Genomic DNA, 26,956 nt, shown 5'->3' with positions numbered 1-26,956 from the left:
TCGGCGCTGTGCGCCGTGACGGCGCCCCTTGCGGGGGCGTTGAGCGAGAGAAGGCGGTGGTGGACATGGCGGAGCGCACGGGTGCGGAGGCCGGGGCCGAGGTGGTTTCCGGGGAGCGTGAGCACGGCGACGGCGGCGGTGCGGGAGCGGCGGTCGTGAGTCTCGGGGACGGGTGGGAGAACGACGGCGGGGCCGGGCGGCGGCCGGAGGACGAGGCCGGGCGGGGTGTCGTGGTCGCGTTCGGGCAGACCATGAAGACGCTGCGGGTGCGGGAGGGGCTGGAGCGCGAGGAGTTCGGCCGGCGGCTCGGGTACTCGGCGTCCACCATCGCGTCGTTCGAGCAGGGGCGGAGGATTCCGACGCCCCGGACGATCGAGCGGGCGGATGAGGTGCTGGGGGCGGGCGGGTTGCTGTGCCTGTGGAAGGAGCAGGTGGAGCGGGCCCAGTATCCGGGGTTCTTTCAGGGGATGGCGGTGCTGGAGAAGGAGGCCGTTGAGCTGGTCTCATACGACACCCTCGTGGTCAAGGGCCTGCTTCAGACTGAGGAGTACATGAGAGCGCTGCTGGGAATGCGGCGACCGGTCCTGGACCCGGAGACCATCGAGCAGCGAGTGGCGGCACGACTGGTTCGGCAGGAAATTTTCGACCGCTGGCCTGCGCCGTTGCTGAGCTTTGTGATGGACGAGTCGGTACTGCGGCGTCCGTACGGCGGAAGAGAGGTGCTGCGCGGGCAGTTGGAGCACCTGCTCCTGATGGGCCAGAAGCCGAACGTCGTCATCCAGATCATGCCCCTCTCCTGCGAGGAAAGTGCGGGTGTGGACGGGCCGTTCACGATCGTCACACGCAAGGACGGCAAGAAGTTCGTATACGCCGAGGCCCAGGGAACCAGCGCTCTGCAGACGGACCCGGAACAGACGACTCTCACCGCCGCCCGCTATGGGATCATCCGATCACAGGCTCTCACCGCGCGAGAGTCACTGACGTTCATCGAAGGGGTGCTGGGATCGCTATGAACAACGCTGAGTCCTCGACCGCCGCGTCCGGCCTCGCCTGGTTCAAGAGCAGCTACAGCGGAGCCGAGGGCGGCGATTGCGTAGAGGTCGCGGCTGCTACGGCAGTTGTGCACGTCCGTGACTCGAAGGCTGACGCCGGTCCCGTACTCACTGTCTCCCGTGAGGCATGGGCGGGCCTCATCGGGTTGACCTCGTCGGAACGGCGCGTCTGAGGCTGGGCCGCAGCTGACGCATCCGGGGGCACGATGCCCAGGATGCGTCAGCTGAGGGCTCTCTACTTGGAGGCAGTGTCGTCCCCGTCGGACCGCTCGACGTAGTCCGTAGCGGAGGGCTCGCGCTCCAGCACAACCTCGAAGTCCTCGACCCGCGGGGCGGGTTTCGTCATGTCCAGCCCGGCGAGGTGGTTCTTCAGCTTCTTCGCCATGGGGCGGAAGGTCGCGAACGTGAGACCGCCGGAAACGACGGCGCCGACGACGGGGACCGCCTTGGAGACCGTCCTTGCGAAGGTCTGCTTCGTCATCTCCTTACCGAGGTGACCGGCGATCTTCTTCACGAGGGGGTAGATGATCCCCTTCGTGAGTGCCTTCTTGGGAAGGCTCTTGGCGACGTGCTTCGACATCTCCTCCGCGACCTTCCCGATCGCAGTGGTCGCCGTGTGGGCGCCGAACATCACGCCGACGAAGAGTGTGAGCACTCCCTCGGTCGCGTCGTCCATGTCGTCGCCGGAGAACAGGTCGGGCCAACTGTAGAGGTAGGCGAGCTTCTGCGAGATGCGCAGCATGTGACCCATGTACTGCGCCAGGTCGGCGGGGACGGTGGCGGGAAGGAAGAGCAGGCCGGGCAGGCCGGCTGCCGCGGAAGCGGCGCTGACCTTGGCGGTCTCGTACTTGATGGAGTCGTTGGCCGCCTTCTCCAGAATGTCGAGGGGGATACCCGCCGCCGCCGGGGTCTCTTCGATCGCTTGCTTGATCTGCTCTTCGGAGCAGTGGCGGGACAGCGCCTTTCGAAGGTACGTCTCCCTGTTGATACGCACACCCGGAAGTTTCGCGGCAGCGACCAGCACCGTGGAGAAATGCGACCCCGGGTCTTCCATCTCTTTACCCGCCATGAAATAAACCTGACCTTCCGGGAGGAACTACCTCCCTGTATGTCTCCAGAATTCCGGTGAGTCGGTGAGGACAGCTCAGCTGTCGATCTCTCCCTTGGTGGACCACTCGTTGGCAAAGTGCTCCATCTGACGGAGGACCAGGTCGATGGCCTCCTTCTGCTGGTCCGGCGGGTACTTGTTGCGGGCCAGGAGGCGCTTGATGGTGCTGCGCAGACGGGCGCGGACGGACTCGCGGGCGATCCAGTCGGGCTTGAGCTGGCGGCGGACCTCGGCGACGAGTTCACGGGCGATGCCCGCCAGGACCTCGTCGCCCATGAGCGAGCGGGCCGTTCCGTGGTCGGCTACGGCGTCGTAGAAGGCGAGTTCGCGCCAGTCCAGGGGCGGAGCGAACTTCTCCCCCCGGCTCGCGTCGGCCATGACGTCCTTGGCCATCTCGACGAGCTTGGCGATGAGTTCGGCGCTGGTGTACTGCTGGCGCATGTAGCGCACCATCAGGTCCTGGAGGCGCTCGGAGAACGTGGTCTGCCGGACGATGTTGTGCCGGGTGACCTCGCGCATCTTCCGCTCGACGAGCCGCCGCAGCGCCTCGGCCGCCAGGTGCGGGGTGGCGCTCTGCTGGAGCTGGGCGACGAGCGCGTCGGTGAGGTGGGTGAGGTCGGCGGTCTCCAGCCCGGCCTCGGCGAAGAGGTCCGTCACTCCGCCCGTCTCCACGACGGACGACGTGAGCTGGGAGAGGTACAGCTCGACGTCGCGGGCCACCGGGAGGCCGCGTGCCTCGCGTTCCATGGCATCCAGCTTGGCCATGTAGGCGCGGACCTCGACGAAGAACTGGATGTGCCGCTTCCAGGCCGGCGTGTCCGCGAACCGCTCCCCCACCTCCTTCGAGCTGCCCGCCAGCGCCCAGAAGCGCTCCAGCCGGTAGGCGTGGTCGCGGAAGCGGCGGCCCAGGGTCTGGCGCGGGTCGTCGAGCAGGTCGGGGTTGTTGCCCTTGGTGCGGGGGTCGCGCAGGTGGTTGGCGGTCTTCAGGGCCGCGTCGACGAAGGCGCGGGGGCCGGGGCGGTCGAGCAGGGGTTCCCACGCGAAGCCGCGCAGAATGCCGGTGAGGATGTCGTACTCGTTGCGCAGCTCGTCCAGTGCGCGCTCGACGTCCTGGCCGAGGGTGCGGTCGCGCTGGTCGGCCTCGGTGTACTCGGCGATGGCCCGCTGGAGGTTCTCCGTCAGCGGGGCGTAGCCGACGAGGAGGCCGTCCTCCTTGCCGCGGAAGCGGCGGTTGACGCGGGCCAGGGCCTGCATCAGGTTGGCGCCCTTGAGCGGCCGGTCCAGGTACATGGTGTGGATCGGCGGGGCGTCGAAGCCGGTCAGCAGCATGTTGTTGACGATGAGCAGCTCCAGCTCGTCGTCGGGGTCCTTGGCCCGGTTGATGACGGCCTTGCGGCGGCTGTCGGTCAGCGCGTGGTCGAGCAGGGCGTCCGAGTCCTTGCGGGAGTTCGAGGAGAAGACGATCTTCATCGTGCCCTTCTCGAACTCGTCGCTGTGCCACTCGGGGCGCAGCTCGCGCAGAGCGTCGTAGACGCGGACACAGATCTCGCGGGTCGCGCACACCACCATCGCCTTGCCGGGCGCCCCGCCCAACTCGGAGGCGCCGACGAACGGCTTCATCCGCTCGCGGCGGGCCTCCCAGTGCTCCACCAGGTCGGCCGCGAGATCGCGTATCCGGGCCGGCGCACCGTACATGGCGTTCATCGTCGCCACGGCCTGTTCGACGCGACGGCGCTCGGTGTCGTCGAGGCCGTCGGTGATGCGGTCGGCCTCCTCGTCGATAGTCGTCGGGTCGACGTCGCGGTCCAGGACGAGCTGGATCACACGGCTCTCGTGGTAGACCTTCACGGTCGCGCCGTCGTCGGCGGCCCGCTTGAGGTCGTAGACGTCGATGTAGTCGCCGAACACCTCGCGGGTGTTGCGGTCGGCCTCCGAGATCGGGGTGCCGGTGAAGGCGAGCAGCGTGGCGTGCGGGAGCGCGTCGCGCAGGTGGCGGGCGAGGCCGTTGAGGTCGTCGTAGTGGCTGCGGTGGGCCTCGTCGACGATCACGACGATGTTCCGGCGGTCGGAGAGCATCGGGTGGTCGGTGCCCGACTCCCGTTCCTCCTTGGTCTTGCCGAACTTCTGGAGCGTGGTGAAGAGGATCCCTCCCGTCCTCTTCGCCGCGAGCTCCTCCCGCAGTTCGGCACGGGTGACGACCTGCTTCGGCGTCTCCGGGAGGATCTCGCTCTCCTGGAACGTCGAGTAGAGCTGGTCGTCGAGGTCCGTACGGTCTGTGATGACCACGACGGTGGGGTTCAGCAGGGCCGGGTCCCTCATCACCATGGTCGTGGTGAGGACCATCTCCTCCGACTTGCCGGACCCCTGGGTGTGCCAGACGACGCCGGCCTTGCCGTCGCTCGCCGATGCGGTGCGAACGGCGTCGGCGGCGCGGGTGACCGCGTGGTACTGGTGCGGCTTCGCGATCCGCTTCATCCGCTTCGACGGGACGAAGTTGATGAAGGACTGGATCAGTTCGAGGAAGCGGGACTGGGTGAACAGGCCGTGCAGTGCCAGGTTCTGCCCCGACTCCGAGAAGCCGTCGGCGGTCAGCGGGTCGACGCGGGCGCCGAACTCGTCCGTGTTCCACGGGGCGAAGTGCTCGTACGGAGTGAACGGGGTGCCGTACTTCGCGGTGATGCCGTCGGAGAGCAGGACGACCGCGTTGTAGCGGAAGGCGGTCGGGAACTCCTGGACGTACCGTGCCACCTGGGCGTGGGCCGTCTGGAGCGTCGCGTCCTCGTCGCCGGCGCGCTTCAGCTCGATGGCGGCGAGGGGTAGGCCGTTGACGTACAGGATGACGTCGAAGCGGCGGTTCCTGTCGCCGTCGATCACCGTGACCTGGTTCAGGGCGCGGTAGGTGTTCGCGTCCGGGTCGTCCAGGTCGAGGAGGCGGATGGTGGGGTTGTGCTCGGCGCCGTGGGAGTCGGTGTAGGTGACCGAGCGTATGCCGGTGGTGAGGTGGCGGTGGGCGGCCCGGTTCTCCTCGTAGGTGTCCTGGGAGCCGGGGGTGGCGGCGGTCACCACGGCTTCGCGGACGGCGTCCGGGGGGAGGTCCGGGTTCAGGCGCTCGATCGCCTCCTGGAGGTCCGGGTAGAGGATCAGGTCGTCCCAGGACTTCCGGTGATCGGAACCGGGCGCGAACGCGTTACCGGAGGCCGGCAGCCAGGCCAGCTCGGCCAGCTCGTCGAGGGCGAGCAACTCCCAGTCGGCCTCGGTGGGGCGGCGGTGGGTTCTGCCGTCGGGCTCGTTTCCGTCATGAGGCGTCGTCATGTGGCGTCCTCGACAATCTTCTCGGCGTCCTTGACTCGGAGACGGCCAGACATGAGTTGAGGGAGGAGGGTGTCGCGGAGGGTGGCGAGGTCCAAACACTCGCGTTCCGCGAGCAAGGCTCTGTCCCAGAGAGGGCCAATCCGACTGTCCAACAAGACCATCTCCTCACTCTCAGGAATGCTGACAGGTTCCTCCAAGTGCTTGCGTTGAATGTGCCCCATTGTGGTCGCCTTACTTGCAGCGATGGCGCGAAACTCCTCGATTTTCCTATGCACCAGCTGATTTACGAGCCAACACGGAACGCCATTTTTGGGAACACACTTGAAAATATGCTGATTGACGATCGCCTCAGAGCGAAACCAACGAGCCACGGTCAAAGAACCGGACCAAGCGAAGAGAACATCACCCGGTCGCGCCAGATACTTCTCCGGCACCTCGATATCGTTGTATACAGTGGAGTTTCCCGGGCCGCTATTGATCTCCGCGATCCGAATCACCATGCGTCCAGTACCGGTGGCATCCTTAGTGAACGCACGGCCGTTAATAAATTCTGCCACGTCTGTCAGAGCACGCTCAGTAAATCGCTCAGGGCGCTCCAGCACTGCATGCCGAAAAATATCGCCAGACAGTTCGTCAGCTACGGCCACAATGCGCTCATTGATTGCGATTTTATCATCCAGCGCCCCAAGAACCGACGCGACCGCCCGCTGTTCAGAAAGCTCGAGGAAAGGGACTTCGACCTGGCGCAACTGAGTCAAGTTGAAGCCCGGGACCGAGCTACCGATCGACGCACCTTGAACTTGCGCCACACAATCAGGGGAAGAAAGAGCGTAATATAGGAACAGTGAATCAACCTTTTCCGAATCAGGCGTCATCTTCATTTGCTTATTGGAGACAATGTAACGGTCGAAGCGGGAACGCTCATCAATGAGCCCGACCTGACCGATTGTCCCCCAACAGGTGAAAACAAGGTCTCCACGACGCGCGACACTGCGTGGAAACTCCGCAGCCTTCTCCTCGTCAACGAACACAATCTCGCCGTCCATGAGTCGGACGCCGACACTCAGGCTGAGATTGCTTCCCCGGATCACGGGAACGCCGCTTTCTCGGAAAAAACGTGAGCCGATGGATGATCCGAACGGTCCGGTGGCGAGCGAGTTCTTACCGGGCTTGGCGAGAAATTCCAGCTTCACACGGTTCTCGTCAGACATAGATCTTCCCCAGCTGCTCGCGGACCAGATTTTCCAGCTTTGTCGACTTTTCGAATAGCTCGTACAACTCCTTCGTCAGCTCATTGATCCGCTTGGTAACAGATTCCGCATCCTCCTCTTCCACCTTCACAGCCCCCACGTACCGACCTGGTGTCAGTACATATCCGTGCTCCCGAACCTTCTCCAAGTTGGCCGAGTAGCAGAAACCCGACACGTTCGCATAAGTCAGCCCGGTCCTGCGCGCCGACGCCGTTCCACGCCACGCGTGATAAGTGTCCGCAATCTCCCCTAGATCGGACTCCGAGAAAATACGTTCCGTCCGGTCAACCATTTTTCCCATTGCGCGGGCGTCGATGAACAAGATTTCGCCCCGTCGGTCATCCAATCGCCGTGCGCCCTGCGGTGACTTGTCCCTGGACAGGAACCACAAACACGCCGAAATCTGCGTTGTCCGAAACAGCTGCGGGGGCAGTGCCACCATGCACGCCACCAAATCGGCCTCGATCAGGGCCTGCCTGATCTCCCCCTCCCCACTGGACTGGGAGCTCATCGACCCGTTGGCCAGGACGATGCCGGCAGTGCCCCTCTCCCCCAGCTTGGAAATCATGTGCTGGAGCCACGCATAGTTCGCGTTGTTCTTCGGCGGGACCCCGTACTTCCAGCGCGGGTCGGTCTCGTCCCTCGCCCAGTCCTTGATGTTGAAGGGCGGGTTGGCCATCACGAAGTCGGCCTTGAGGTCCGCGTGCTTATCGTCGGCGAAGGTGTCGCCCCAGCGGGCGGCGAGGTTGCCGTCGATGCCGTGGATGGCGAGGTTCATCTTGGCCAGTCGCCAAGTGCGCTCGTTGAGCTCCTGGCCGTAGACGGAGATGTCGGCCTTGTGGCCGCGCCCCCGGTGCGCCTCGATGAACTTGGCAGCCTGGACGAACATGCCGCCCGAGCCGCACGCCGGGTCGTACACCCGCCCCTCGTACGGCTCCAGGATCTCCACGATCAGCCGGACGACGGAGCTCGGCGTGTAGAACTCGCCGCCCCGCTTGCCCTCCGCCCGTGCGAAGTTGCCGAGAAAGTACTCGTACACCTCACCCAGCAGATCCTGCGCCGGCTTGTCCCCGCTGCCGCCGAAGCGGGCGTCGCTGATCAGGTCGACGAGTTCACCGAGGCGCTTCTGGTCGACGCGGTCCTGGTTGAAGATCTTGGGGAGGACACCCGTCAGGGAGGCATTCTCCCGCATGATCGCGTCCATCGCCTCGTCCAGGAGCTTGCCGACGCCCTGGGCCTTCGCATGCGTGGCGATCCAGGACCAGCGGGCGGTCTCCGGGACCCAGAAGACGTGCGCGCCCGTGTACTCGTCACGGTCCTCCAGGAAGTCGCCGATCTGCTCCTCGGAGATGCCGTCCTCGGCGAGTTCCTTGGCCAGCTCGGTGCGGCGCTCCTCGAAGGCGTCCGAGACGTACTTCAGGAAGATCAGGCCGAGGACGAACTCCTTGTACTGGGCCGCGTCGATGGAGCCGCGCAGCTTGTCGGCCGCCTTCCAGAGGATGTCCTGGATCTCCTTGGCGGTGGAGGCGCTGAACAGCTCCGCCTGGTCGGCGGGCTTGCCTTTACTTGCAGCCATCGGGTGGGCCGTCTCCTTCAGTGGACGTCGGTGTGCGGAAGTGGCTGGATGGTGAGCGTGCCGTCGGTCATGCCGGCCGCCATCACGCGGGTCAGGTCGTCGAGCGCGGCCGTCTGCTCGCGCAGCAGGGCCGCACGGCTCTCGACCTCGGCGAGGACGGCCTCGTACAAGTCGGCCTCGGCGCTGCCCAGGTCGGGGACGACCAAGTCCTCGATACGGCGGGACGCGCGCACGGCGCCGCTGGTGCGGGTGTGCTCCCCCGCCGCCGCCCGCAGCAGCGCGGCCAGCACCCGGGGTCGCACCGGCGGATCGGCGTCCGGGTGGATGCGCAGGATGCGGGCCGGGGCCGCGACCAGCGAGACGCCCTCCACGTCGACGTACACGCCGAACTGCGGGTGGGCGGTGACCACAAGATCCCCGGGCTCGGTGAACTGGGCGTGCTCGTAGGCCGTGAGCAGGATGCCCCGGTCGATGTGACGGTCGCCGATGCGGGCGGTGCCGAGGATCTCCTCGGGGGTGAGGACCGTGTAGTGGCCCTCGGAGGTGAGGTGTTCGGGGGCGAAGCGGTGGCCGGGGCGGCGGCGCAGGCGGCGGGCGCGCAGGAGGTGGCCGACGGACGTACGGCGGACCGGCTGGTTCTCCGGGCGCAGTTCCGCCCGGGCGTGCAGCCGGAGTTCGCCGGCCCGCGCACGTTCGTGGAGCTCACCCAGGCGACGCTCCAGGTCCGCGATGACCGCCGGGCGTTCCACCACCGTCCGCAGGTGCCGGGACGCGGGCGTGCGGTGCTGCGGAGTGAACGCGGCACCGGGACTGCCGTCCAGGTCGGTGCCGTGGACGACGGCGGCATGGCGCGGTTCGTGACGCCGGTCGAGGGTCCATCCCAAGGCACGCCAGATGGCGATGTCCTCGGCGAGCGCGTCGAGGACGGGCTCGGTCAGCGGCCTGGCGGAGTAGTCCGCGAGGAGAACGAGACCCGTGCGCTGCTCCTCGGGGACGCGGGCGAGGATCCAGACCGCCGTGCGGTAGCCGGGGCGGTAGGCGTAGGCGCCGTCGGGGAGGCTGATCGCCGCCTTGAGTAAACCGGGCTTCAGGAAGGAGCGGCGCAGGCGGTCGGCGTCGCCGTGCCGGGCGAGGGGGCCGGTGAGGACGTCGGCGGGTCCGAGGACGACGGCGGTGGCTCCGGTGTCGAGGTAGTCGGTGAGGGCGGCGACCTGGTCCAGGACCGCCTTCGGGTCGCGGGTCTCGGCGGCCTCGTAGGGGAGGGCGCAGACGAGGAGGTGCGGGTAGCCCCACTCGTCGGCGGTCAGTTCCTCGCCCTCGACGACGTCGAGCCGGAACTCGTATACCCCGCGCACCAGCATCCGCCGCCGGACCAGGCGCACGCGGGCCGGGTCGGGGTCGGCGGCGAGGTAGACGTGGCCGGAGTCCTCGGCGGCGCGGTCGTGGAGGGCGGCCGGGAGGTCGCCGGAGCAGGCGTGCGGGACGGCGATCACCGCACCCTCGTCGAGGGTGTCGACCCCGGAGAGGGCGGCGAGGGCGCGGACCACGGCCGGGGTGGGCCCGTCGGCGGCCGGGGTGTGGGAGCCGAGGCGGTGGCGGGCCTGGAGGATCCAGTCGAAGGCCTCGGCGGGGTTGTAGGCGGCGTCGATCAGTTCGTCGGCGAGGTGGGCGAGGGCCGGTCCGGTGCGGTCGGGGTCGGGCAGGGCCCGCAGCTCGGAGAGGAGGAAGCGGTCGTCGGGGTCGAGGTCGGCGGCCCGCTCCAGGAGCATGTGCCAGGGGCGGCCGTCGGCGACGGGGGCATCGAGCTGCTGGTGCAGGCAGACCAGGGAGGTCAGCGCGCCGAGCAGGGCGGACGCGGACAGGGCCGGGGTGCGCCAGGCGGCCAGGGTGTGCAGGGCGAGCTCGGCGCGGAGCCGACGGGGGTCGGTGTTGCCTCGGCCGGTGGAGGCGAGCCAGTCGACGACCGCGCGGGCGTCGAACAGGGGACGACCGTCCTCGTGGGCGACAGGTGCGGGGAAGTCGGGGTGGCGGCGGGCCCAGGTGGTGGGGACCGGGCGCTTGACCTGGGCGAGGGCGGCGATCTCGGCATACGTGATCCGCCAGGCCGGGGTTTCGGGCAGGATGGCGGAGGGCGTCCGCGCGGTCGTGTGCGTCGTCATCGGACGTGTCCCCCCCTCTCCCCCGGGTCACCGAGGCCGGCTTCCCCGCCTCGCGGTCCACCCCTCTTCGGTGAGGCGGACGTCAGCAATCTATAGCGAGGCCGGAATCACGGAGGGAAACTCACCTGATAATACGGGTTATCAGTGATCTCCTCACCGCATCAATGGAACGGCGGGCACCTTGTGACCAGCAAGCGCCACGACGCCGAACCGGAGGACCACCGCGATGAGCCACCCGCCCTCGACCCCGCCCAGCACCCCCGGCCCCTCCGGTTCCGGGAACGCGCCGAGCTGGGGCGCCGTACCGCCGATGCCGGTCCCGCCGGCCGGCGCCGGGCAGCCTCCGGCGGGCATGCCGGCGGAGCCGAAGCCGTCGCGCCGCAAGGCCTGGCTCACCCACGGCGCGACCGCGCTCGTCGCCCTCGTGATCGGCGCGGGCATCGGCGGCGACGGGGAGTCCGGCGACAAGGACGACTCCGCCTCTCCCGCCCCGGCCGTCACCGTCACCGAGACCGCGGCCGCGGTCACCGAGGCCGGCGAGCCGGAGCCGGCCGCCACGGTCACCGAGAAGGTCACGGTCACGCCGAAGCCGGCCAAGAAGCCCGGAGCGGCCACCACGGTCGAGGGCGACGGCCAGTACCTCGTCGGCGAGGACATGCAGGCCGGCACGTACAGGACCGCCGGGCCCGACAAGGGCGGCATCATCGAGAACTGCTACTGGGCGCGCGCCAAGAACGCCTCCGGGGAGTTCGACGCGATCATCGCCAACGCGAACCTCCAGGGTCAGGGTCGGGTGACGGTCGACAAGGGCGAGTACTTCGAGACCAACGGCTGCCAGGAGTGGACCAAGGTCGGCTGACCGGCCGCCGCACACGCCGCCGCGCTCGTGGGGGGGACGCGGCGGACCCGGGGCGGGCGGCCCGCCGAAAACGGACCGCCTGCCCTTCCCCTCCCCCTTTCCGCCACCCGTCCGACGTGAACAGGAGGGTCCGCCGATGGGCCGCCGTTCCCCGCTCGCCCACGCACCCCGCCCCACCCTCAAGGGCCGTCCGCAGGTCCACTTCGACGGCGTGGTCAAGGCCGTCTCCCGGACGCCGATCGTCCTCGCCACGGACGCCTCCGTCGCCGGCGACAAGGTCGGCACCGGCTACCTCGCCACCACCGGCGAGACCGGACTGCGCGCCCACGCCTACCCGCAGCACCTCACCGCACCCCGCGTCCGCGTCGTCGTCACCGAACTCCGGGCCGTGTACTGGGGACTGCGGCGGATCTTCGCGGCGCATCCCGGCCGGCCCGTCGAGGTGCGCGTCGACAACCTCGACGCCCTGGACCTCCTGCACGAGTGGCAGGGCGGCGGCTACCGGATGCCGGACGGGTACGAGACCCGGCTGCGTTCGCAGGGCCGCCGGCCCAGCCTCGCCAAGCTGCAGATGTACGCCGAGTACACGCCCGGCCTCACCTTCGTCCACGAGAAGGCCCACGTCGGCAACCCGCTCAACGAGGCCGCCGACTCCCTGGCCAAGCTCGGCCTGCGCTCCGTGCGCGGCAGGGTGCCGGCGATCGAGATACCCCGGCTGGTCCTGCTCTGGGCGAGCGGGGCGCTGGCCGAGTACCGGCACGGCCGGGGCTGAGCCCCGTGTCCGCTCGCCACGCCCTCCTCCCGCCACACCTCCGCGCCCTCGTGCCGAAAGGAAGTTCCGCGATGTCCTCCCCCGAGCAGCAGCCCACCCCTCCCCCGGCCCCGGCCGAGGTCTCCGAAACGAGCCGGGGAACGGCCGAGGAGCCGGCCCTCGCGCCCGCCGGGCCGCTCCCCGCACTGCCCGACCACCCGCCGACCGCGTCCGCCTCCCGCTGGTCGCGGCTGTCGCGCGGCACCGTCCTCGCGATCGGCGCCGGCCTCGGGGCCGCCGTGGTGGGAGCCTGCTGGGCGGGGGTGTCGCTGGCCGACGGCTCGGAAGAGACGTTCAGCACCGACGGGACGCTCACCGTCACCGGGATCGGCGCGGGTCTCGACTCCGGCGACCCGTGTACCGGAACGGACGGCTACTCCGACATCGACTTCGGCGCCCAGGTCAGCGTCACCGACGCCGCCGGGACCCTCGTCGCCAAGGGCGGTCTGGGCCTCGGCCGGAAGACGGAGCTGGGCTGCGAGTTCCCCTTCACGGTCGACGACATCACGCCGGGCTCGAAGTTCTACACGGTCGAGGTCTCCCACCGCGGCGGCCTCACCCAGACCGAGGACGAACTGCGCGCGGGCGCCCTCGCGTTCACCCTCGGCGACTGACCATGCCGTCAGGCGGGGACCCGTACCGTCTCCACCCAGTGCGGGGGCTGGGGCGGGTCCTCGCCGATCAGGGCCGCGATCAGGCGGCAGGACGGGGTTTCGGCGGGCCAGGGGGTGTGGCCGTCGGTGAGGACGACGACGATGGACGGGCGGTCGCGGGCCGCGAGGGCGGCGTCGATGCCGACGCGCATGTCGGTGCCGCCCCCGCCGCCGAGGGTGATCTGCTCGGTGGCCGTCACCCGGGACACGGCGTGCACGTCGGCGTCGCAGGCGAGGACGGTGACGCGGTTGCCGCGCACGCCGACCTCGCGCAGGACGCCCGTGACCTCGCCCAGGGCGGCGGCGAGTTCCTCGTCGCCCATCGAGCCCGAGGTGTCGACGACGACGGCCACCCGGGGCAGCGGGCGGCGCAGGCTGGGCAGGACGACGCCGCGCAGCGCCGGGGTGCGGCGCGAAGGGCGGCGGTAGGTGTAGTCGACGGCCCCGCCGGCCCACGCGGCGGCCTCCCGGACCGCGCCGGACAGCGCCTGCCGCCAGTCCACCGTGGGTTCCAGGACCTGCTCGGCCCAGCGCTGCCAGCCCGCGGGCAGGGTGCCGCGGGAACGGTGGTGGGCGCGCATCGCCTCGGCGGTGTGCCGGCGCAGCGCCTGGGCCTCGACGTCGCCGAGGGCGGCGGGGCCGGCGGATCCGGGGAGTTCCCAGGGCGCGGGACGGCCGTGGGCGCCCGATCCGCAGTCGTGCTCGCGTACGTGAGGGGGCAGTCCGGGCAGGTACGCCTCGAACAGCTGCCCGTCGGGCAGGCCGAAGAGGCGGGGCTCGACGCGTCCGGCGGGCAGGCGCAGGCCGTCGGCGAGGAGGTCGTCGTTGATCTCGCAGTCCTGGGCGACGTTGACGCGGTACCGGTCGCGCTGCTCGGCGGCGGGGAGCCGGCCGGCCCGGCCGTGGTGGTCGCGCAGCAGGTGCGCCGCCTCGTGGATCCACACGCCGGCGAGTTCCTCCACCGGGGTCGCGTCGACGAAGGCGGGCGACACGTAGCAGCGCCAGTGCCGGTCCACGCCCATGGTCGGCACCTCGTGGCTCGCCACGACGGTGAGGGCGTACAGGGCCGACGCCAGGTAGGGGCGGTCGTGGGCCGCGCGGTAGCGGGCGGCGAGCAGTTTGGTCCTGTCCAGGCGGCTGCCGGGTTCCGTCATGCCCGTGGGCCTCAGCGGCCGCCGGGCAGGGCCCCGGACAGCCGCAGCAGGTCCAGGAACCCGTCGATGCCGGGGGGTACGGGCCAGTCGAGCCGGCGCATCGACGCGAGGTCGGTGGCGGCCCGGGCGGCCACGTCCGGCACACCCGCGTCCACGGCCTTGGCCAGGACCGCCCAGCCGGCCTCCCAGCGGGGCCGGGTGAGGTCGCTCTGGACGGCGGCGACGATCGCGATGAGGAAGGCCAGCTGGCGGTCGCCGCGCTCGGGCAGGGCGAACGCGTCGGGGTCGGCCAGGACCCGCTCGGGGTCGGGCAGGTCGAGGTGCTCCAGGTACGACAGCAGTTCGATGCCCGCGCCGTCCCCGACGGCGCCGGTGAGCGCGGCGGCCGTCGCCTCGCGGCCGGCGCCGGTCGCGTACGCCGTGGCGAGCAGCCGCAGCGCCATCTCCCAGGTGCGCGGGGACGGCCAGGAGCGGCCCCGGCTCTCGGCGTCGGCGGGGATGTGGTGGACCAGGCCGGGGCGGGCCGTGAGGAACCCGGAGACGGCGCCGCGGGCCCGCGCGACGGCGCCGGGCGCCTTGGCCGGATCGACCGCGGGGACGGCCGCCTCCGGCCAGGTGCCGGCCATGCCGCGGGCGACCGTGGCCGGGTCGTGGGTCCAGTCGAGGTGGACGAAGCGGTTGGCGAGCGGCGGGCTGAGGTGCCAGCCGTCGGCGGCGCTGGAGGGCGGGTTGGCGGCGGCGACGATGCGCACCGCGTCGGGCAGGACGAGGCTGCCGACCCGGCGTTCGAGGACGACCCGCAGCAGCGCCGCCTGCACGGCCGGGGGCGCGGAGGACAGTTCGTCGAAGAAGAGCAGGCCCTGTCCGGCGCGGGTGAGCCGGACCGCCCAGTCGGGCGGGGCCATCGGCACACCGGTGGTGGCCGGGTCGTCCCCGACGATCGGCAGCCCCGCGAAGTCCGACGGCTCGTGCACGCTGGCGATGACCGTCTCCAGCGGGAGGCCGAGTCCGGCGGCGAGCTGCTCCAGGCCGGCCGACTTGCCGATGCCCGGCTCGCCCCACAGCAGGACCGGCTGGTTGGCCGTCACGGCCAGCGCGAGCGCCTCCAGTTGCGGGCTGGCGGCGGGTTCGGTGCGCCGGGCGCGCAGTCTGGCGACGAGGTCGTCCGCGGCGGCCAGCGGGCCTGGGCCGGTGTTCACAGGGGCACGTCCTCGCCGTCGTACTCGTCCTCGCCGTCGTACTCGTCCTCGCGGTATCTCTCGTACTGGTCCATCCAGTCCTCCCACCAGTCGCCGCCGGCGTCCGGATGTTCCTCCCGCACCCGCCGCCGCAGGAAGATCAGATCGGACCGCTTGTACCGGCGGACGAGGTGGGCCAGCGACAGCTCCGACTGGTCGGCCACGTCGGTCCGGGCGCCGGCGGCGAGGAACGCCTCCACGAGGGCCCGGGAACCGCCGTCGTTGACCGCCGTGAAAAGCGGTGTGCGCTCCCGCCGGTCCCTGGCCTCCAGGTCGAGCCCCGCCGCGAGCAGCCGGGGCAGCAGCGGTTCGTGGTCGAGGAGGTGCAGGACGTGGAGCAGCGAGCGTCCGAAGGCGTCGCGGACCCGGGGGTCCACGCCCGCGTCCAGGAGCTGGAGCACGCCGTGGGTGTCGCCGTGCTGGGCGCGCAGGAACAGGTCCCGGCGCTGGGCGCGCAGCGCCTTCGGCAGCCGGCCGTCGCCCGACGCCCAGGTCTGCTCGACGGCGAAGCACCCGGCGACCGCGCCGCCGAAGGCGCGCAGGGCCCGCTCGCGCCGCTGCTCCTCGTCGCTGTGCGGCATGCGGAGCAGACCGCCGGGGCGGAAGCCCACCTCGTGCCATGCGCCCCGGCAGCGCACCCGGACGGGTTCGGGGAGACCGGGGCCCGGCGGGCCGCCGGTCCCGTCGGCGGCCCGGAGGCCGGGGAACAGCGCCTCGCGGACCAGTGGGTGCAGGTGTTCCGGCTCGACCCCGCCGACGCGCAGCAGGTCGAGGTCGGGGAGCCTGCGCCAGAGTGCCTCGGCCAGGAAGGGCAGGTCCTTGGACTCCTCGCGGCCGGCGGCCCTCACCCCGAGACCGGCGCCCGTCGGCTCCAGCAGGACGCGGGTGCGCCAGTCGCCGACGACGAGGAAGCGGTCGCCGACGCCCTCGCCCGTCAGCCGGCGGACCTCCCGCTCCAGGCGGGTGTGGTCGAACGCGAGCCTGCCGAGGAGCGCCGCCGGATCGGCCCGGTACCAGCCGGGACCGGTCGGGGGTGTCAGGTCGAGTTCGATCCCGGAGGCGGCGAAGGCCGCCTCGACCTCGCCCTTCTGGTGCAGCAGGGTGACCCACTCGGCCCGGGCCGCCGCGTCGGCGGGGCCGGGATCGGCGGTGGGCAGTTCGTCCGTACGGCGCGGTCGGCCGTCGGCGTGGAAGAAGGGGGGCCGTTCGGCGCCGCCGCCGCACCGCTCGCGCAGTTCGGCGGTGTGCCGCGCGTCCCACAGGTGCCGGGCGTAGCGCCAGTCCTCGGTCCGGCTCCCGAAGACGCCGGCGGTCCTCTCGTCCGCGACGGTGCGGAACCGCAGGGTGATCCGCTGCGGGCCCTCTCGCATCGCGGGCGTGGTGAGGTGCAGGTACGGCGTGGAACGGGGGCCTTCGCCCGCCCGCACCGGCCGGTAGCGGGCGAGGACGACGGTCCGGTCGGTGTCGAGGGTGGTCCATCCGCCCAGCACCCGGGGCAGGTGCCAGCGCACCAGATCCGGGACCAGGTGGCGCAGGTCGTCCTCCAGCGCCGCGGCGACGTCGTCGCCGCAGTGCTCGGCGACCTCCGGCAGGTCGATGTCGACGTCCACCAGGGCCGCCGCGCACGCTCCCCGCCAGTCGCCGGCCGTACGGCGCTCGGTCGCGCGCTCGATCATCCGCCGGGGCACCGCGTAGCGGCGGACGCGTCGCCGGCTCGCCGCCTCCTCCGGGGAGAAGCAGGGCGGTTCGGGGCGGCTGTTCACCGGTAGACACTTCCTATCGCGCGCAGGTCGGGATGGGCCCCGGCCCCGGGCCGCAGGCGCTGGGTGAAGGAGCGCTTCACCTTCCGGGGCAGTCCCGGCCCCAGACCGACGTACTCCAGCGGTGAGTCGTCCGGCACCGCCGCCAGCAGGGACTTCGCGCCCCGTCCGGTGAGCCCGGTGTGGCACAGCTCCAGTCGGCGCAGCGGGCTGCCCGGGAGCGCGGCGGCCAGCGCGCGGGCGCCTTCGTCGCCGGTGGCGTTGGCGGGGGCGCCGAGGCTCCGCTCCGACATGGGCCGTCCCAGGTCGAGCGCCTCGATGGCGCCCAGGGCGTCGGCGAGGGCGCGCGCTCCGGCGGGGCCGATGCCGTTGCCGCCCAGGCCCAGGCGCACCGGCCGTCCGGAGTCGGCGGCGGCCGCCGCGAGGACGGCGGCGCCCTCGTCGCCCAGGTGGTTGGCGGGCAGGTAGAGCTCGCGCACGCCCGCCTCCCGGATCAGCGCCGCCAGCAGGCCGGCGGCGTCGGCGGTCAGGCCGTTCCCCCCGAGGAAGAGGCGTTCCACCGGGCGCGGGCGGCCGGTGAGGGCGTCGAGCAGCGCGCGCAGACTCCCGGTGGTGACACCGGTGTTGACCAGGTCGAGGGTGCGCAGCGTGGTGTTGCGGCGGAGCATCGCGGCGAGGGCCGCGGCGCCGTCGTCGCCCACCGGGTTGCGCTTGAGCCACAGGGCGCGGACGGTGTCGTCCGTGGAGAGCGCGCCGGCGAGCGCGGCGGCGCCCTCCGGGCCGATGCGGTTGCAGCCGAGGTAGAGGGTGTGCAGGCCGTGGCCGTCGGCGAGCGCGCGGGCGACCGTCGACGCCCCTTCGTCGCCGATGGCGTTGGTGCCGAGCAGGACGTGCCGGGCGTGCGGCGAGCCGGCCGCGACGGGCATCAGCCGGGCGGCGCCGGCCGCTCCGAGCCCCTGCTTGCACAGGTCGACACGGCCGTCCGCGCGCAGGGTGCCGAGCGGGAACGCCTCGTCGGCCCCGACCGCCCGGTCCGACCGCAGCCTGGCCAGCAGCGGGTCCAGGCCGGCCGGATCGCCGACCGGGATGTCCGGGTGCTCGATCGCCGGGCAGCGCACGGGTGTCGGCTGCGTCATCACCACTCCACCGGTCCATCGCCGGCGCCCGGCCCGCCGGGGGCGGCACCGCCCTCCGCCCGCCCAGGACGGACCGGCGCCAATCGACGTTCCTCCACGACAAGGGCGGCAAGGCCGGTCGGATTCGAACCGACGTCCTCCAGCTTGATGCTAGGGCGCGACGACCTCTGCGCTACAGCCTTGCCGTGGAAGATCATAGCGGGATCCGCCGCATTGTCGATCATTTGTTTGACTGGAGCCCTCTGTACGTCACCCCCGCACAGGTGACCCCTGCTGCCTCGGGCGGCGGCGCCGGCCTCGTCCACGGGCGAAGGGCGGCCTCTCGGCCCTCGAGGACGACGCGACTCGACGGAGACCAGGTCTGGATCGACCATGTGATCCACGATGCCGTCGGGCCCCACGATGTCGTTGGGCCCTCCACCTGGTGGTCACCGGCCGGCGCCGAGAACCCGCCGGCGGGAAGGCGCGCCCGCCGGCCCCGGCCCAGGTCGCGGCTCCCGCCCTGAACCGCCGGTGCGCGTGCCCCATGGCGTGCCGGACATCGGTCCGCCGACGCCCCAGGAGGTCGGCGAGCCGGCGGACGCGGTCGAGCGCGGCCGGCCTCACGTCGTCGAGCGAGTCCGTTCCTGTGGGATCCGGCCGCCAACGCGTCGTCCCGCATGGCGGGATGACCGCAGGGTGACCGACCATGCGACCGGTCCGAGGGACCCCGGGCCCCGCGACGCGGGCCGGGCGGACGCCGGAGCCGTCATGCGGTTCACAGACCGTGTTCGTCCATCAGGCGCATCAGGTTCCGCTTGCGTTTCTGTGCGGTGCGCAAGGCGGTGACGTGAGCGGCGAATTCACCTTCCGTGCCCAGGCTGCGGTGGCAGTCGCGGATGCTCAGCAACAGGCCGACGAGCCGCTCGTAGACCCTGTTGCCGGTCTCCCTGGTCAGTGGCTCCGCCAGGCGCAGGTAGACGCCGAGCGCGTCGGCGGGACGGGTGGCCCGCGCCCGGTCGGCGAGCGTGAGCCACTGCCGGTCGTGGGCGCCGGTTCGGGCAGCGGCCTGCCAGGCGGCGTCGACGTCCTTGCCGTCGAGCAGGGCGTCGATCAGGACGGGACCGTCGTACCGGCTCTGTCCCGGCCGCTCCGCGTCGGCGCGCAACAGGGCGAGGGCTCCCTCGCGCTCGGCCGGCCAGCTGTCCGCGGCCCGCGCGGCGGCGCGCAGCTGCTGGTACGCGAGCAGTGAGCGGCGGGCGCCGAAGTGGTCGCGGCGCACGGCGACGGCGTCGGCGATCCGGCCCGCCCGCGCATAGCGGTCGCAGAGGTGGTCGACGAGAGCGGTGTCCACGGCGGAGAGGTCCCGGACGTCCCGGACACCGCGTTCCGCCCAGTCCAGGGCCTCGTCGAAACGCCGGGCGGCCTCCAGCTCGCGGGCGATGACCAGATGGGTGTGGCCGCTCGGTGCGAGGTCGGCCGCGTGCACGGCGATCACCGCGTCGACGTCTCCCCCGGCCTTGGCCAGACGCTCCATCAGGTACTTCTCCGCCCAGCCGCGGCGGTTGCGCCGCCACGCCTCGACGGCCAGCTTCCGCAGGACGGCCATGCCCTCTTCGCCGAGGACATCGTCGTAGTCGAGCGGATCGATGTCGGTCAGGCCGTCGTCGACGTCGCCGAGCACATGGCCGGCCAGCCAGCGTGCGAGCTCCTGGGGGTCGGGGCGTGCCGCGCGGCACGCGTCGAGGTGGGCGTCGGCGAGATCCGCGCCGATCCGCCCGAGCCGGCCGTCGGAGTCGTCGACGCTCTCCACCGCCTCGGCCAGCAATCGCATCGCCTCCCGCGCCAGGGTGATCGCGTCGGCGGCCCGGCCCGAGCCGGTCAGCGCGCCGATCGCGGACACCGCCTGCCGGGCCTGGTCGGCGTAGGCGCGGGCGTCGGCGTACTCGACGTAGCCGTACTGCGCGAAGGGGCCGATGTCGAGCAGGTCGCGGATACGGGACCGGACCGCGGTGAGGTCCCCGCGGGCGCTCGCGGCCCGCAGTTCCAGGCGGCGCCGCAGCTGCCGGTCCTCGTCGATCTGTTCTCGCAGCAGGGCGAGCAACTCGCCCTTGGAGAGGGCGGACAGCCACCCGTCGAGGTCCTGTGCGCGCTCCCGGGCCGTCTTCCGCTGCCGCGACAGGCTCTCCGGCCGGGCGAGCACGGTCAGGCCGAGGGCGACCAGGTGCTTGCAGAAGTTGCCCTCCAGACCGTACGGGCAGTCGCACGCGCCGGACAGTCCGCCGGGCCCGTCCAGGGTCAGCTCCGCCTCGTACCGCTCCGTCCCATGGACACGCGCGGTGACCAGGCCGTCACCCACCTCGACCCCGGACACCGCGTCGAGATACCCGAGGGCGCGTTCGAAGGAACGGGCGCCGGCCAGTGTCTTGAGATTCGCCTCGGTGAGGCCGCGCATGATCCTCTTCCGCCTTGCCGTGACTGTGCAGTCGATCGCTCCTCAGCCTAGAGGGGCCGAGGCTGCGAGTCGGCCCCTCTAGGCTGAGTTCGGCCCTCGACCCGCCCAGTGCCGGCGGGTGTCCGGTCGGCCACGCGTCCCTCCCCCGGTCTCGTGGGATTCACGGCTCTCGGCCACCGCCTTGAGGCTCCGGCTCTCACCGCCCCAGGCCCCGGACCCGCGGCCGGTACGTCCGCCGCCCCCGGTCGCTCGGCCACGCCGGCGCACGACGAGAGCCCACACCCGCGGTTCCCTTGCCGTCCCTCGCACCCGGCGGTGCCCCGCGGCCGCGCGGTCAGCCCGACGTGACCGGCAGTACGTCGGGCGACAGGGCCGCCGCGTGGGCCGTCGCGGCCGTCATGCGGCGGCGGTGGTGGCGGCGGCACAGGACCTCGTAGCCGACCTCGTCCGCGGAGCCGGTGACGTCGCCGACGACCACCTGGGCACCCTCGACGACCATGACCCCGCCGACCGTGCGGGCGTTGTGCGTGGCGCGGGCGCCGCACCAGCACAGGGCCTCGACCTGGAGCACCTCGACCCGGTCGGCCAGCTCCACCAGCCGCTGGGAGCCGGGGAACAGCTTGGAGCGGAAGTCCGTCGTGATGCCGAAGGCGTAGACGTCGAGCTCCAGGTCGTCCACCACGCGCGCGAGCTGGTCGATCTGCTCCGGCGCCAGGAACTGCGCCTCGTCCGCGATCACGTAGTCCGCGCGCCGGCCCTGGGAGAGGTGGTCGACGAGGTGCGCGTACAGGTCCGCGCCGTCGCCGACCTCCACCGCGTCCGTGACCAGGCCGAGACGGGAGGAGAGCTTGCCCTCGCCGGCCCGGTCGTTGCGGGTGAAGATCATGCCGACCAGACCGCGTGCCGAACGGTTGTGCTCGATCTGGAGAGCCAGCGTCGACTTCCCGCAGTCCATCGTTCCGGAGAAGAACACCAGCTCGGGCATGGGAGGTCGGGCACCTTTCGGCAGGGGTTGCGGGCGGATCGTCAGGAGTTCAGGAGCGTACTTCGAGCAGGGGGACCAGCTGCTCGGCAGGGGTCATCGAACCGTGGTTGCCGACCATCGCCGACTCCCTGGGCTCCCGCTCGGAGGCGATCAGCAGGACGTCGTCCCGCGCGGCGGCGATCACGTCGCCGATCCGGTGGTACACGCGTGCGTCGACCGTCGGCCCGAACCAGCCCGCCTCGATCGCCTCGTCGCGCGAGGCCACCCAGAACTGCTCGCCGAGCACCTCGCGCCAGCAGGTCAGCACGTCGTCCGCGGCGCCCGGTACGGCGTAGACGTGCCGGGCGCGGCCCTCGCCGCCGAGCAGGGCGACGCCCGCCTTCAGCTCCCAGTCCTCGTCGAAGTCGATGCGGTGGTCCTCGTCGAAGGGGATGTCGATCATGCCGTGGTCGGCGGTGACGTAGAGCGCGCTGCGCGGGGGCAGTTGTTCGGCCAGGCGCTGGACCAGGCGGTCGACGTACATGAGCTGGCCGCGCCAGGTGTCGGAGTCGAGACCGTAGCGGTGGCCGGCGCCGTCGACCTCGGCGTAGTACGTGTAGACCAGGGCGCGGTCGGCGGCGGCGAGCTGCTCGGCCGCGGTGTCCACGCGCTCCTCCCCGGAGAGCCGCCCGAGGAAGGTCCCGCCGCTGAGCGCGACCTTGGTCAGCGGGGTGTTGGCGAAGGTCGGCGAGGAGACCTGGGCCGCGTGCACGCCCGCCCGGTGGGCCAGCTCGAAGACGGTGGGGTACGGCTGCCAGGGGCCGGGCGGGGCCCAGGGCTGCCAGCGCAGCTGGTTCATCAGCTCGCCGGTGTCCGGGTTGCGCACGGTGTAGCCGGGCAGGCCGTGTGCGCCCGGCGGCAGGCCGGTGCCGACGGAGGCCAGGGAGGTGGCGGTCGTGGCCGGGTAGCCGGCGGTGATCGGACGGCCGGTGCCGCCGCGCGAGGCGGCGAGCAGGGACGTCATGAAGGGGGCTTCCTCGGGGTGCGCCCTCAGCTGCTCCCAGCCCAGCCCGTCGATCAGGAACACGCAGTTCCGGTCGGCGGGGGCCAGCTCGGGGATCGCGGCGCTCGTGCCGGGGACGCCCATGCCGGCGGCGAGCGTGGGCAGCAGGTCGGCGAGCGAGCCGGTGCCGTACTCGGGCAGGGGCGCGGAGTCGAGGGCGAGGGGGCGCGGGGGCGCGTCGTCCCGGGCGGTGGGGTGCGCGGGGAGCGTGGGGGGCGCCGGCCGGGCGGTGGACGCGGACCGCGGGGCGCGGGCGGGCGGCGCGGGGCGGGAAGCCGGCGGGCGGGGCACGGGCCGCGCACCGGACGCGGGCTGGGCGCCCGGTGCGGGTCGCGCGCCGGGGGTGGGCTGTGTCATCAGCGCGTCTGGTCCGCGGTCGCCTCGGACAGGGCCTGCGCGAAGGTGAGCGCCTGGCGCACCGTCTCCGGTCCGTCGCCGGCCTCGCTGACGCGCAGGCTCAGGTCGTCGGCCGTGGAGCTGCCCGTGTAGCCGTGGTCGGCCTCGCAGTTGGGGTCGCCGCAGGCGGCCGGCTCCAGGTCGATGCGGGAGACGGCGCCCCAGCCGATGGTGAGCACGATCTCACGGGGCAGCGTGCCCGGCTTGTACGACTCCGGGTTGGCGACCACCCGGCTGACCACGATCGACGAGATCCGGCCGAGCTTGACCGACTCCGTGGACGTGGTGGCGTACGGCGTCGGGGAGGTGCCGTCCTCGGCCTGCTCGTCGGTGTGGCTGACGATGAAGCGGTTGCCGGTGAGGACGAGCACGGTGACGTGCCGCCGCACCTCGTTCTGGTCGAACGTCGTCTCCTGGTGGACCAGGTACGACCGGATGGGCTCGCCGCCCACGGCGGCCTCCACCGCCTCGGCCACGAGGGCCGGGTAGTAGCCGCTGCGCTCGATCGCCGCACGCAGCCCCTGGGTCGTCGTACTGGTCTTGGCCATGACGCCCATCCTACGGGGGACCGCTGACTGCGAGGCACCGCTCGGCGCACTCCCCCCACGGCGCCGGTCAGTACGCGGGGAGGGTCCGCGGGCCGAGGTCGTCGCGGGCGGGCGGCGGGGCGAGGCGCACGGAGGCGTCGAGGACGCTCACGCCGTGCGGGGCGACGACCACCGGTTCCAGGGTGACCGCGACGACCTCCGGATGGTCGTGGACCAGCCGCGACACCCTCAGCATCAGCTCCTCCAGCGCGGGGGTGTCGACCGGCGCCGAACCGCGCCAGCCGAACAGGAGCGGGGCGGTGCGGATCGAGCGCACCAGCGAGGTCGCGTCCCGGTCGGTGACCGGGATCAGCCGGTGCGCCATGTCCCCGAGCAGCTGCGAGGGGGGCCCGGCGAGCCCGAAGGACAGGACGGCTCCGGCTGCTGGGTCGATGACCGCGCGCACGACGGTGTCGACACCGCGCGGGGCCATCCGCTGCACCACGGGGCGCAGCTCCACCGGGGCGCCGAACAGCTCCGTCAACTCGGCGTACGCCCGGCGCAGTTGTTCCTCGTCGGCCAGGTCCAGGCGGACGCCGCCCAGGTCGGCGCGGTGCCTCAGGTGGGGGGCGGTCGCCTTGAGGGCCACGGGGTAGCCGAGGGTGCGCGCGGCCTCGGCGGCGGTGTCGGGGTCCGGGGCGGGGAGGGCGCGGTGGACGTGGACGCCGTAGGCGCCGAGCAGGTCGCAGGTCTCGGCCGCGCCGAGGGTGAGGCCCTGTCCGCGCGCGAGCAGCCCGCCGATGAGCGCCGCCGCGCCCCGCTCGTCGATGTCCTCGTGCTCGGGCACCTTCCCGGGCTCGGCGGCGTCCCGCCGCCACTGCGCGTACGCGACGGCGTGGGCGAGCGCCCGGACCGCCCGCTCGGAAGCGGGGTAGGCGGGGATGAGGTGGGCGTCCTCGAGGGGTGCGGCGGGGGCCGGCCGGCCGCCGTCGACGGCCGCGCGGGCGTGGTCCGGCGCACCCGCGCGGGTCGGCGCACCGCCGCCGGCGGGCGGCCAGGCGGCCGGGGGCGGCGTGGCGCCGGGCGGCCGGGACGCCGCGGACGTCACCGTCTGCGGCACGGCGCCGGTCGTCGGCGGGGGCGCCGTGCTCGTCGCGGCCGACAGGGCCTCCGCGAGGCCGCCGAGTTCCACGTGGACCACCAGGACGGGCTTGGACGGGGTCGCGGCGGCGGCCGAGCTCAGGGCCCGCGCCAGGTCCGCGTCGCCGACCGGGCCCTCCCCCACCGCCGGGATCGCCGTCACGACGACCGCGTCGCTCGTGTCGTCGGCCAGCGCGTGGGAGAGCGCCGCGTGGAAGTCCGCCGCCGAGGCGGCGGTGCTGAGGTCCAGCGGGCGGTGCGGGCGCAGCCCCTCGGCGAGGCAGGCGTCGTAGGTGAGCAGGCCCAGGGACTCGGAGTTGCCGAGGATCGCCACCCGGGGGCCGGCCGGCAGGGGCTGGCGGGCGAGCAGCAGGCCCGTGTCGACCAGTTCGGTGATGGTGTCCACGCGGATCACCCCGGCCTGCCGCAGCAGCGCGGACACCGTCGCGTGGGGCAGCCGGGTCGCCCGTACGGCGTGCCCCCGGGGTCCGGCTCCGTGGCGGGCGCCCTGGACCACGACCAGCGGCTTGGCCGCCGCGGTCCGGCGGGCGAGGCGGGTGAACTTGCGCGGGTTGCCGATGGACTCCAGGTACATCAGGACGACGTCGGTGTCGGGGTCCTCGTACCAGTACTGCAGGAGGTCGTTGCCGGAGACGTCGGCCCGGTTGCCGGACGACACGAAGGTGGACACGCCGGTGACGCCGGTGACGCCGCCGCCGCGCCGGTGCAGGCGGGACAGCAGGGCGACGCCGATGGCGCCGGACTGGGCGAACAGCCCGATGCGGCCCGGGCGCGGCATCCGGGGGGCGAGCGAGGCGTTCAGCCGTACGTCCGGGGAGGTGTTGATGACGCCGAAGGCGTTCGGGCCGATGATCCGCATCCCGTACGAGCGCGCCTGCCGTACGAGGGCGCGCTGGCGTTCGCGGCCGTCGGGGCCGGACTCGGCGTAGCCGGCGGAGACGACGACGAGCCCCTGCACGCCGTGCTCGCCGCACTCGGTGACGACGTCGGGGACGTGCTCGGCGGGCACCGCGACGACCGCGAGGTCGACGGGCCCGTCGATGTCCCGCACCGAGCGGAACGCGGCCACCGAGCCGAGCTCCTTCTCCCCCTCCCCCAGCGCCTTGTTCACGGCGTACAGCCGACCGGTGAACCCGGTGTCCCGGAGGTTGTCGAGGACGCTGCGGCCCACTCCGCCGGGTGTGCGGCCGGCGCCGACGACGGCCACCGAACCGGGGGCGAGCAGCCGCTGCACCGAGCGCGCCTCGGCGCGCTGTTCGCGCGCGTACTGCACGGCCATGGAGCGGTCGGTGGGCTCGAGGTCGAACTCCAGGCGGACGACCCCGTCCTCGAAGCTGCGCTTCTGGGTGTACCCGGCGTCGGTGAACACCTTGATCATCTTGTTGTTGGCGGGCAGCACCTCGGCCGCGAACCGGCGGATGCCGCGCTCCCGCGCGACGGCGCCGATGTGTTCGAGGAGGGCGGAGGCGACGCCCCGGCCCTGGTGGGCGTCCTGCACGAGGAAGGCGACCTCGGCCTCGTCGGCCGGCGCCGAGGCGGGCGTGCCGTCGGGGGCGATCCGGTCGTAGCGTACGGTGGCGATGAACTCGCCGCCGACGGTGGCCGCGAGTCCCACCCGGTCCACGAAGTCGTGGTGCGTGAAGCGGTGGACGTCCTTGGCGGACAGGCGAGGGTAGGGCGCGAAGAAGCGGTAGTACTTCGACTCGTCCGACACCTGCTCGTAGAAGCTGACCAGGCGCTCGGCGTCATCGACGGTGATGGGGCGGATGCGCGCGGTGCCGCCGTCGCGCAGCACCACGTCGGCTTCCCAGTGGGCGGGGTACTCGTGCCGGTCCGACGAGGTCTGCATGGGCCCCAGAGTACGGCTCGCGCACGACGACGGCGCGAGGCAGTCTGTGGTGGACGACAGCCGGACCGAGGCCGCGGTCCGGCCGCCACCGGGAGCGGACGCCGCTCCGGGCACGCTTCACGATGTGGGAAACTGGTCTAGACAACTCTGAAGAGTGAAGGGCAGCAACACATGGCTGAGCGCCGCGTCAACGTCGGCTGGGCCGAGGGTCTCCACGCCCGCCCCGCCTCCATCTTCGTCCGAGCCGCCACGGCCGCAGGCGTCCCGGTGACGATCGCCAAGGCCGGGGGCGACCCGGTCAACGCGGCCTCCATGCTGGCCGTTCTGAGCCTGGGCGCCCAGGGCGGCGAGGAGATCGTCCTCGCGTCCGACGCCGAGGGCGCCGACGCCGCCCTGGACCGTCTGGCGAAGCTGGTCTCCGAGGGTCTCGAGGAGCTCCCCGAGACCGTCTGAGCGCGCACGGCTGCGGGAATATTCTTTTCACCGGAGACCCG

The 26,956-nt window shown here is 72.2% G+C and carries 20 protein-coding genes; 6 read left to right on the top strand and 14 right to left on the bottom strand.

Features of this window, described 5'->3' with window-relative positions; all coding sequences use genetic code 11:
• The first annotated feature begins 65 nt into the window (after positions 1-65).
• On the top strand, positions 66-1,013 hold the full coding sequence (locus tag ADK41_RS06525; RefSeq protein ID WP_030826261.1) for a helix-turn-helix domain-containing protein: 948 nt from the start codon (positions 66-68) through the stop codon (positions 1,011-1,013).
• On the top strand, positions 1,010-1,225 hold the full coding sequence (locus tag ADK41_RS38825) for a DUF397 domain-containing protein (RefSeq protein ID WP_078661934.1): 216 nt from the start codon (positions 1,010-1,012) through the stop codon (positions 1,223-1,225). The genes ADK41_RS06525 and ADK41_RS38825 overlap by 4 nt, the downstream gene beginning before the upstream one ends.
• 62 nt (positions 1,226-1,287) lie before the next feature.
• On the opposite strand, the gene ADK41_RS06520 is transcribed toward ADK41_RS38825, so the two are convergent.
• From ADK41_RS06520 to ADK41_RS06500, 5 genes are all read right to left on the bottom strand, one after another.
• Entirely contained in the window at positions 1,288-2,106 is an 819-nt protein-coding gene (locus tag ADK41_RS06520; protein WP_030826258.1) for an EcsC family protein, read from the bottom strand.
• 90 nt (positions 2,107-2,196) lie between these two features.
• Complete coding sequence (locus ADK41_RS06515) at positions 2,197-5,472, bottom strand: type I restriction endonuclease subunit R (protein WP_030826255.1); 3,276 nt, start codon at positions 5,470-5,472, stop codon at positions 2,197-2,199.
• Positions 5,469-6,683: a restriction endonuclease subunit S gene (locus ADK41_RS41575; RefSeq protein ID WP_078661933.1), complete on the bottom strand. Its 1,215-nt coding sequence runs from the start codon at positions 6,681-6,683 to the stop codon at positions 5,469-5,471. Before ADK41_RS41575 ends, ADK41_RS06515 begins: the two co-directional genes overlap by 4 nt.
• Positions 6,676-8,298, bottom strand: a complete 1,623-nt coding sequence (locus ADK41_RS06505; protein ID WP_030826252.1) for a type I restriction-modification system subunit M — start codon at positions 8,296-8,298, stop codon at positions 6,676-6,678. Before ADK41_RS06505 ends, ADK41_RS41575 begins: the two co-directional genes overlap by 8 nt.
• A 17-nt stretch (positions 8,299-8,315) precedes the next feature.
• Positions 8,316-10,457 (bottom strand): hypothetical protein, encoded by a 2,142-nt coding sequence (locus ADK41_RS06500; RefSeq protein ID WP_030826250.1) that lies wholly within the window; start codon positions 10,455-10,457, stop codon positions 8,316-8,318.
• A gap of 226 nt (positions 10,458-10,683) precedes the next feature.
• Between ADK41_RS06500 and ADK41_RS06495 the strand changes: the two genes are divergently transcribed.
• The 3 genes from ADK41_RS06495 (at position 10,684) to ADK41_RS38815 (ending at position 12,741) form a co-directional block, all read left to right on the top strand.
• Positions 10,684-11,316 carry a hypothetical protein gene (locus ADK41_RS06495; protein WP_030826247.1) on the top strand — a complete coding sequence of 211 codons (633 nt, stop codon included), beginning with the start codon at positions 10,684-10,686 and terminating at the stop codon, positions 11,314-11,316.
• A gap of 136 nt (positions 11,317-11,452) precedes the next feature.
• Complete coding sequence (locus tag ADK41_RS06490; RefSeq protein ID WP_030826244.1) at positions 11,453-12,088, top strand: hypothetical protein; 636 nt, start codon at positions 11,453-11,455, stop codon at positions 12,086-12,088.
• A gap of 71 nt (positions 12,089-12,159) precedes the next feature.
• Positions 12,160-12,741: a hypothetical protein gene (locus tag ADK41_RS38815; protein ID WP_051843150.1), complete on the top strand. Its 582-nt coding sequence runs from the start codon at positions 12,160-12,162 to the stop codon at positions 12,739-12,741.
• A gap of 8 nt (positions 12,742-12,749) precedes the next feature.
• Here the strand turns inward: ADK41_RS38815 and ADK41_RS06480 are convergent, their stop codons facing one another.
• The 9 genes from ADK41_RS06480 to ADK41_RS06435 form a co-directional block, all read right to left on the bottom strand.
• Entirely contained in the window at positions 12,750-13,934 is a 1,185-nt protein-coding gene (locus ADK41_RS06480; protein WP_030826240.1) for a vWA domain-containing protein, read from the bottom strand.
• An 11-nt stretch (positions 13,935-13,945) separates the two neighbouring features.
• A complete protein-coding gene (locus tag ADK41_RS06475; RefSeq protein WP_030826238.1) occupies positions 13,946-15,133 on the bottom strand; it encodes an AAA family ATPase in 1,188 nt (395 codons plus the stop codon).
• Entirely contained in the window at positions 15,130-16,935 is a 1,806-nt protein-coding gene (locus ADK41_RS06470; protein ID WP_051843149.1) for an ankyrin repeat domain-containing protein, read from the bottom strand. The genes ADK41_RS06475 and ADK41_RS06470 overlap by 4 nt, the downstream gene beginning before the upstream one ends.
• The gene (locus ADK41_RS06465) at positions 16,932-18,068 is read right to left on the bottom strand and encodes a hypothetical protein (RefSeq protein WP_030826231.1); all 1,137 of its coding nucleotides are present in this window, start codon (positions 18,066-18,068) and stop codon (positions 16,932-16,934) included. The genes ADK41_RS06470 and ADK41_RS06465 overlap by 4 nt, the downstream gene beginning before the upstream one ends.
• 757 nt (positions 18,069-18,825) lie before the next feature.
• The gene (locus ADK41_RS06455) at positions 18,826-20,502 is read right to left on the bottom strand and encodes an SWIM zinc finger family protein (protein WP_030826228.1); all 1,677 of its coding nucleotides are present in this window, start codon (positions 20,500-20,502) and stop codon (positions 18,826-18,828) included.
• 334 nt (positions 20,503-20,836) lie between these two features.
• Entirely contained in the window at positions 20,837-21,487 is a 651-nt protein-coding gene (locus ADK41_RS06450) for a thymidine kinase (RefSeq protein ID WP_030826225.1), read from the bottom strand.
• A gap of 49 nt (positions 21,488-21,536) precedes the next feature.
• Complete coding sequence (locus ADK41_RS06445; RefSeq protein ID WP_234318751.1) at positions 21,537-22,886, bottom strand: alkaline phosphatase family protein; 1,350 nt, start codon at positions 22,884-22,886, stop codon at positions 21,537-21,539.
• A complete protein-coding gene (locus ADK41_RS06440; RefSeq protein ID WP_030826216.1) occupies positions 22,886-23,473 on the bottom strand; it encodes a DUF5998 family protein in 588 nt (195 codons plus the stop codon). The genes ADK41_RS06445 and ADK41_RS06440 overlap by 1 nt, the downstream gene beginning before the upstream one ends.
• Positions 23,474-23,540: 67 nt before the next feature.
• On the bottom strand, positions 23,541-26,462 hold the full coding sequence (locus tag ADK41_RS06435; RefSeq protein ID WP_030826213.1) for a GNAT family N-acetyltransferase: 2,922 nt from the start codon (positions 26,460-26,462) through the stop codon (positions 23,541-23,543).
• Between the two features lie 171 nt (positions 26,463-26,633).
• Between ADK41_RS06435 and ADK41_RS06430 the strand changes: the two genes are divergently transcribed.
• The gene (locus tag ADK41_RS06430; RefSeq protein ID WP_030826211.1) at positions 26,634-26,915 is read left to right on the top strand and encodes an HPr family phosphocarrier protein; all 282 of its coding nucleotides are present in this window, start codon (positions 26,634-26,636) and stop codon (positions 26,913-26,915) included.
• Positions 26,916-26,956: the final 41 nt, after the last annotated feature.

The sequence above is a fragment of the Streptomyces caelestis genome, from assembly GCF_001279005.1.
Classification (GTDB): domain Bacteria; phylum Actinomycetota; class Actinomycetes; order Streptomycetales; family Streptomycetaceae; genus Streptomyces; species Streptomyces heliomycini.
The sequence above is the reverse complement of the archived record's forward strand: the minus strand, read 5'-3'. Positions and strand labels throughout refer to the sequence as shown.

What these genes read in the sequence shown, in the direction of transcription:
- ADK41_RS06435 (WP_030826213.1), bottom strand. Translation starts at nt 26,462, where the DNA reads ATGCAGACCTCGTCGGACCGGCACGAGTACCCCGCCCACTGGGAAGCC.
- ADK41_RS38825 (WP_078661934.1), top strand. Translation starts at nt 1,010, where the DNA reads ATGAACAACGCTGAGTCCTCGACCGCCGCGTCCGGCCTCGCCTGGTTC.
- ADK41_RS06430 (WP_030826211.1), top strand. Translation starts at nt 26,634, where the DNA reads ATGGCTGAGCGCCGCGTCAACGTCGGCTGGGCCGAGGGTCTCCACGCC.
- ADK41_RS06465 (WP_030826231.1), bottom strand. Translation starts at nt 18,068, where the DNA reads ATGACGCAGCCGACACCCGTGCGCTGCCCGGCGATCGAGCACCCGGAC.
- ADK41_RS41575 (WP_078661933.1), bottom strand. Translation starts at nt 6,683, where the DNA reads ATGTCTGACGAGAACCGTGTGAAGCTGGAATTTCTCGCCAAGCCCGGT.
- ADK41_RS06450 (WP_030826225.1), bottom strand. Translation starts at nt 21,487, where the DNA reads ATGCCCGAGCTGGTGTTCTTCTCCGGAACGATGGACTGCGGGAAGTCG.
- ADK41_RS06525 (WP_030826261.1), top strand. Translation starts at nt 66, where the DNA reads ATGGCGGAGCGCACGGGTGCGGAGGCCGGGGCCGAGGTGGTTTCCGGG.
- ADK41_RS38815 (WP_051843150.1), top strand. Translation starts at nt 12,160, where the DNA reads ATGTCCTCCCCCGAGCAGCAGCCCACCCCTCCCCCGGCCCCGGCCGAG.
- ADK41_RS06495 (WP_030826247.1), top strand. Translation starts at nt 10,684, where the DNA reads ATGAGCCACCCGCCCTCGACCCCGCCCAGCACCCCCGGCCCCTCCGGT.
- ADK41_RS06505 (WP_030826252.1), bottom strand. Translation starts at nt 8,298, where the DNA reads ATGGCTGCAAGTAAAGGCAAGCCCGCCGACCAGGCGGAGCTGTTCAGC.
- ADK41_RS06500 (WP_030826250.1), bottom strand. Translation starts at nt 10,457, where the DNA reads ATGACGACGCACACGACCGCGCGGACGCCCTCCGCCATCCTGCCCGAA.
- ADK41_RS06440 (WP_030826216.1), bottom strand. Translation starts at nt 23,473, where the DNA reads ATGGCCAAGACCAGTACGACGACCCAGGGGCTGCGTGCGGCGATCGAG.
- ADK41_RS06520 (WP_030826258.1), bottom strand. Translation starts at nt 2,106, where the DNA reads ATGGAAGACCCGGGGTCGCATTTCTCCACGGTGCTGGTCGCTGCCGCG.
- ADK41_RS06490 (WP_030826244.1), top strand. Translation starts at nt 11,453, where the DNA reads ATGGGCCGCCGTTCCCCGCTCGCCCACGCACCCCGCCCCACCCTCAAG.
- ADK41_RS06455 (WP_030826228.1), bottom strand. Translation starts at nt 20,502, where the DNA reads ATGCGCGGCCTCACCGAGGCGAATCTCAAGACACTGGCCGGCGCCCGT.
- ADK41_RS06445 (WP_234318751.1), bottom strand. Translation starts at nt 22,886, where the DNA reads ATGACACAGCCCACCCCCGGCGCGCGACCCGCACCGGGCGCCCAGCCC.
- ADK41_RS06515 (WP_030826255.1), bottom strand. Translation starts at nt 5,472, where the DNA reads ATGACGACGCCTCATGACGGAAACGAGCCCGACGGCAGAACCCACCGC.
- ADK41_RS06480 (WP_030826240.1), bottom strand. Translation starts at nt 13,934, where the DNA reads ATGACGGAACCCGGCAGCCGCCTGGACAGGACCAAACTGCTCGCCGCC.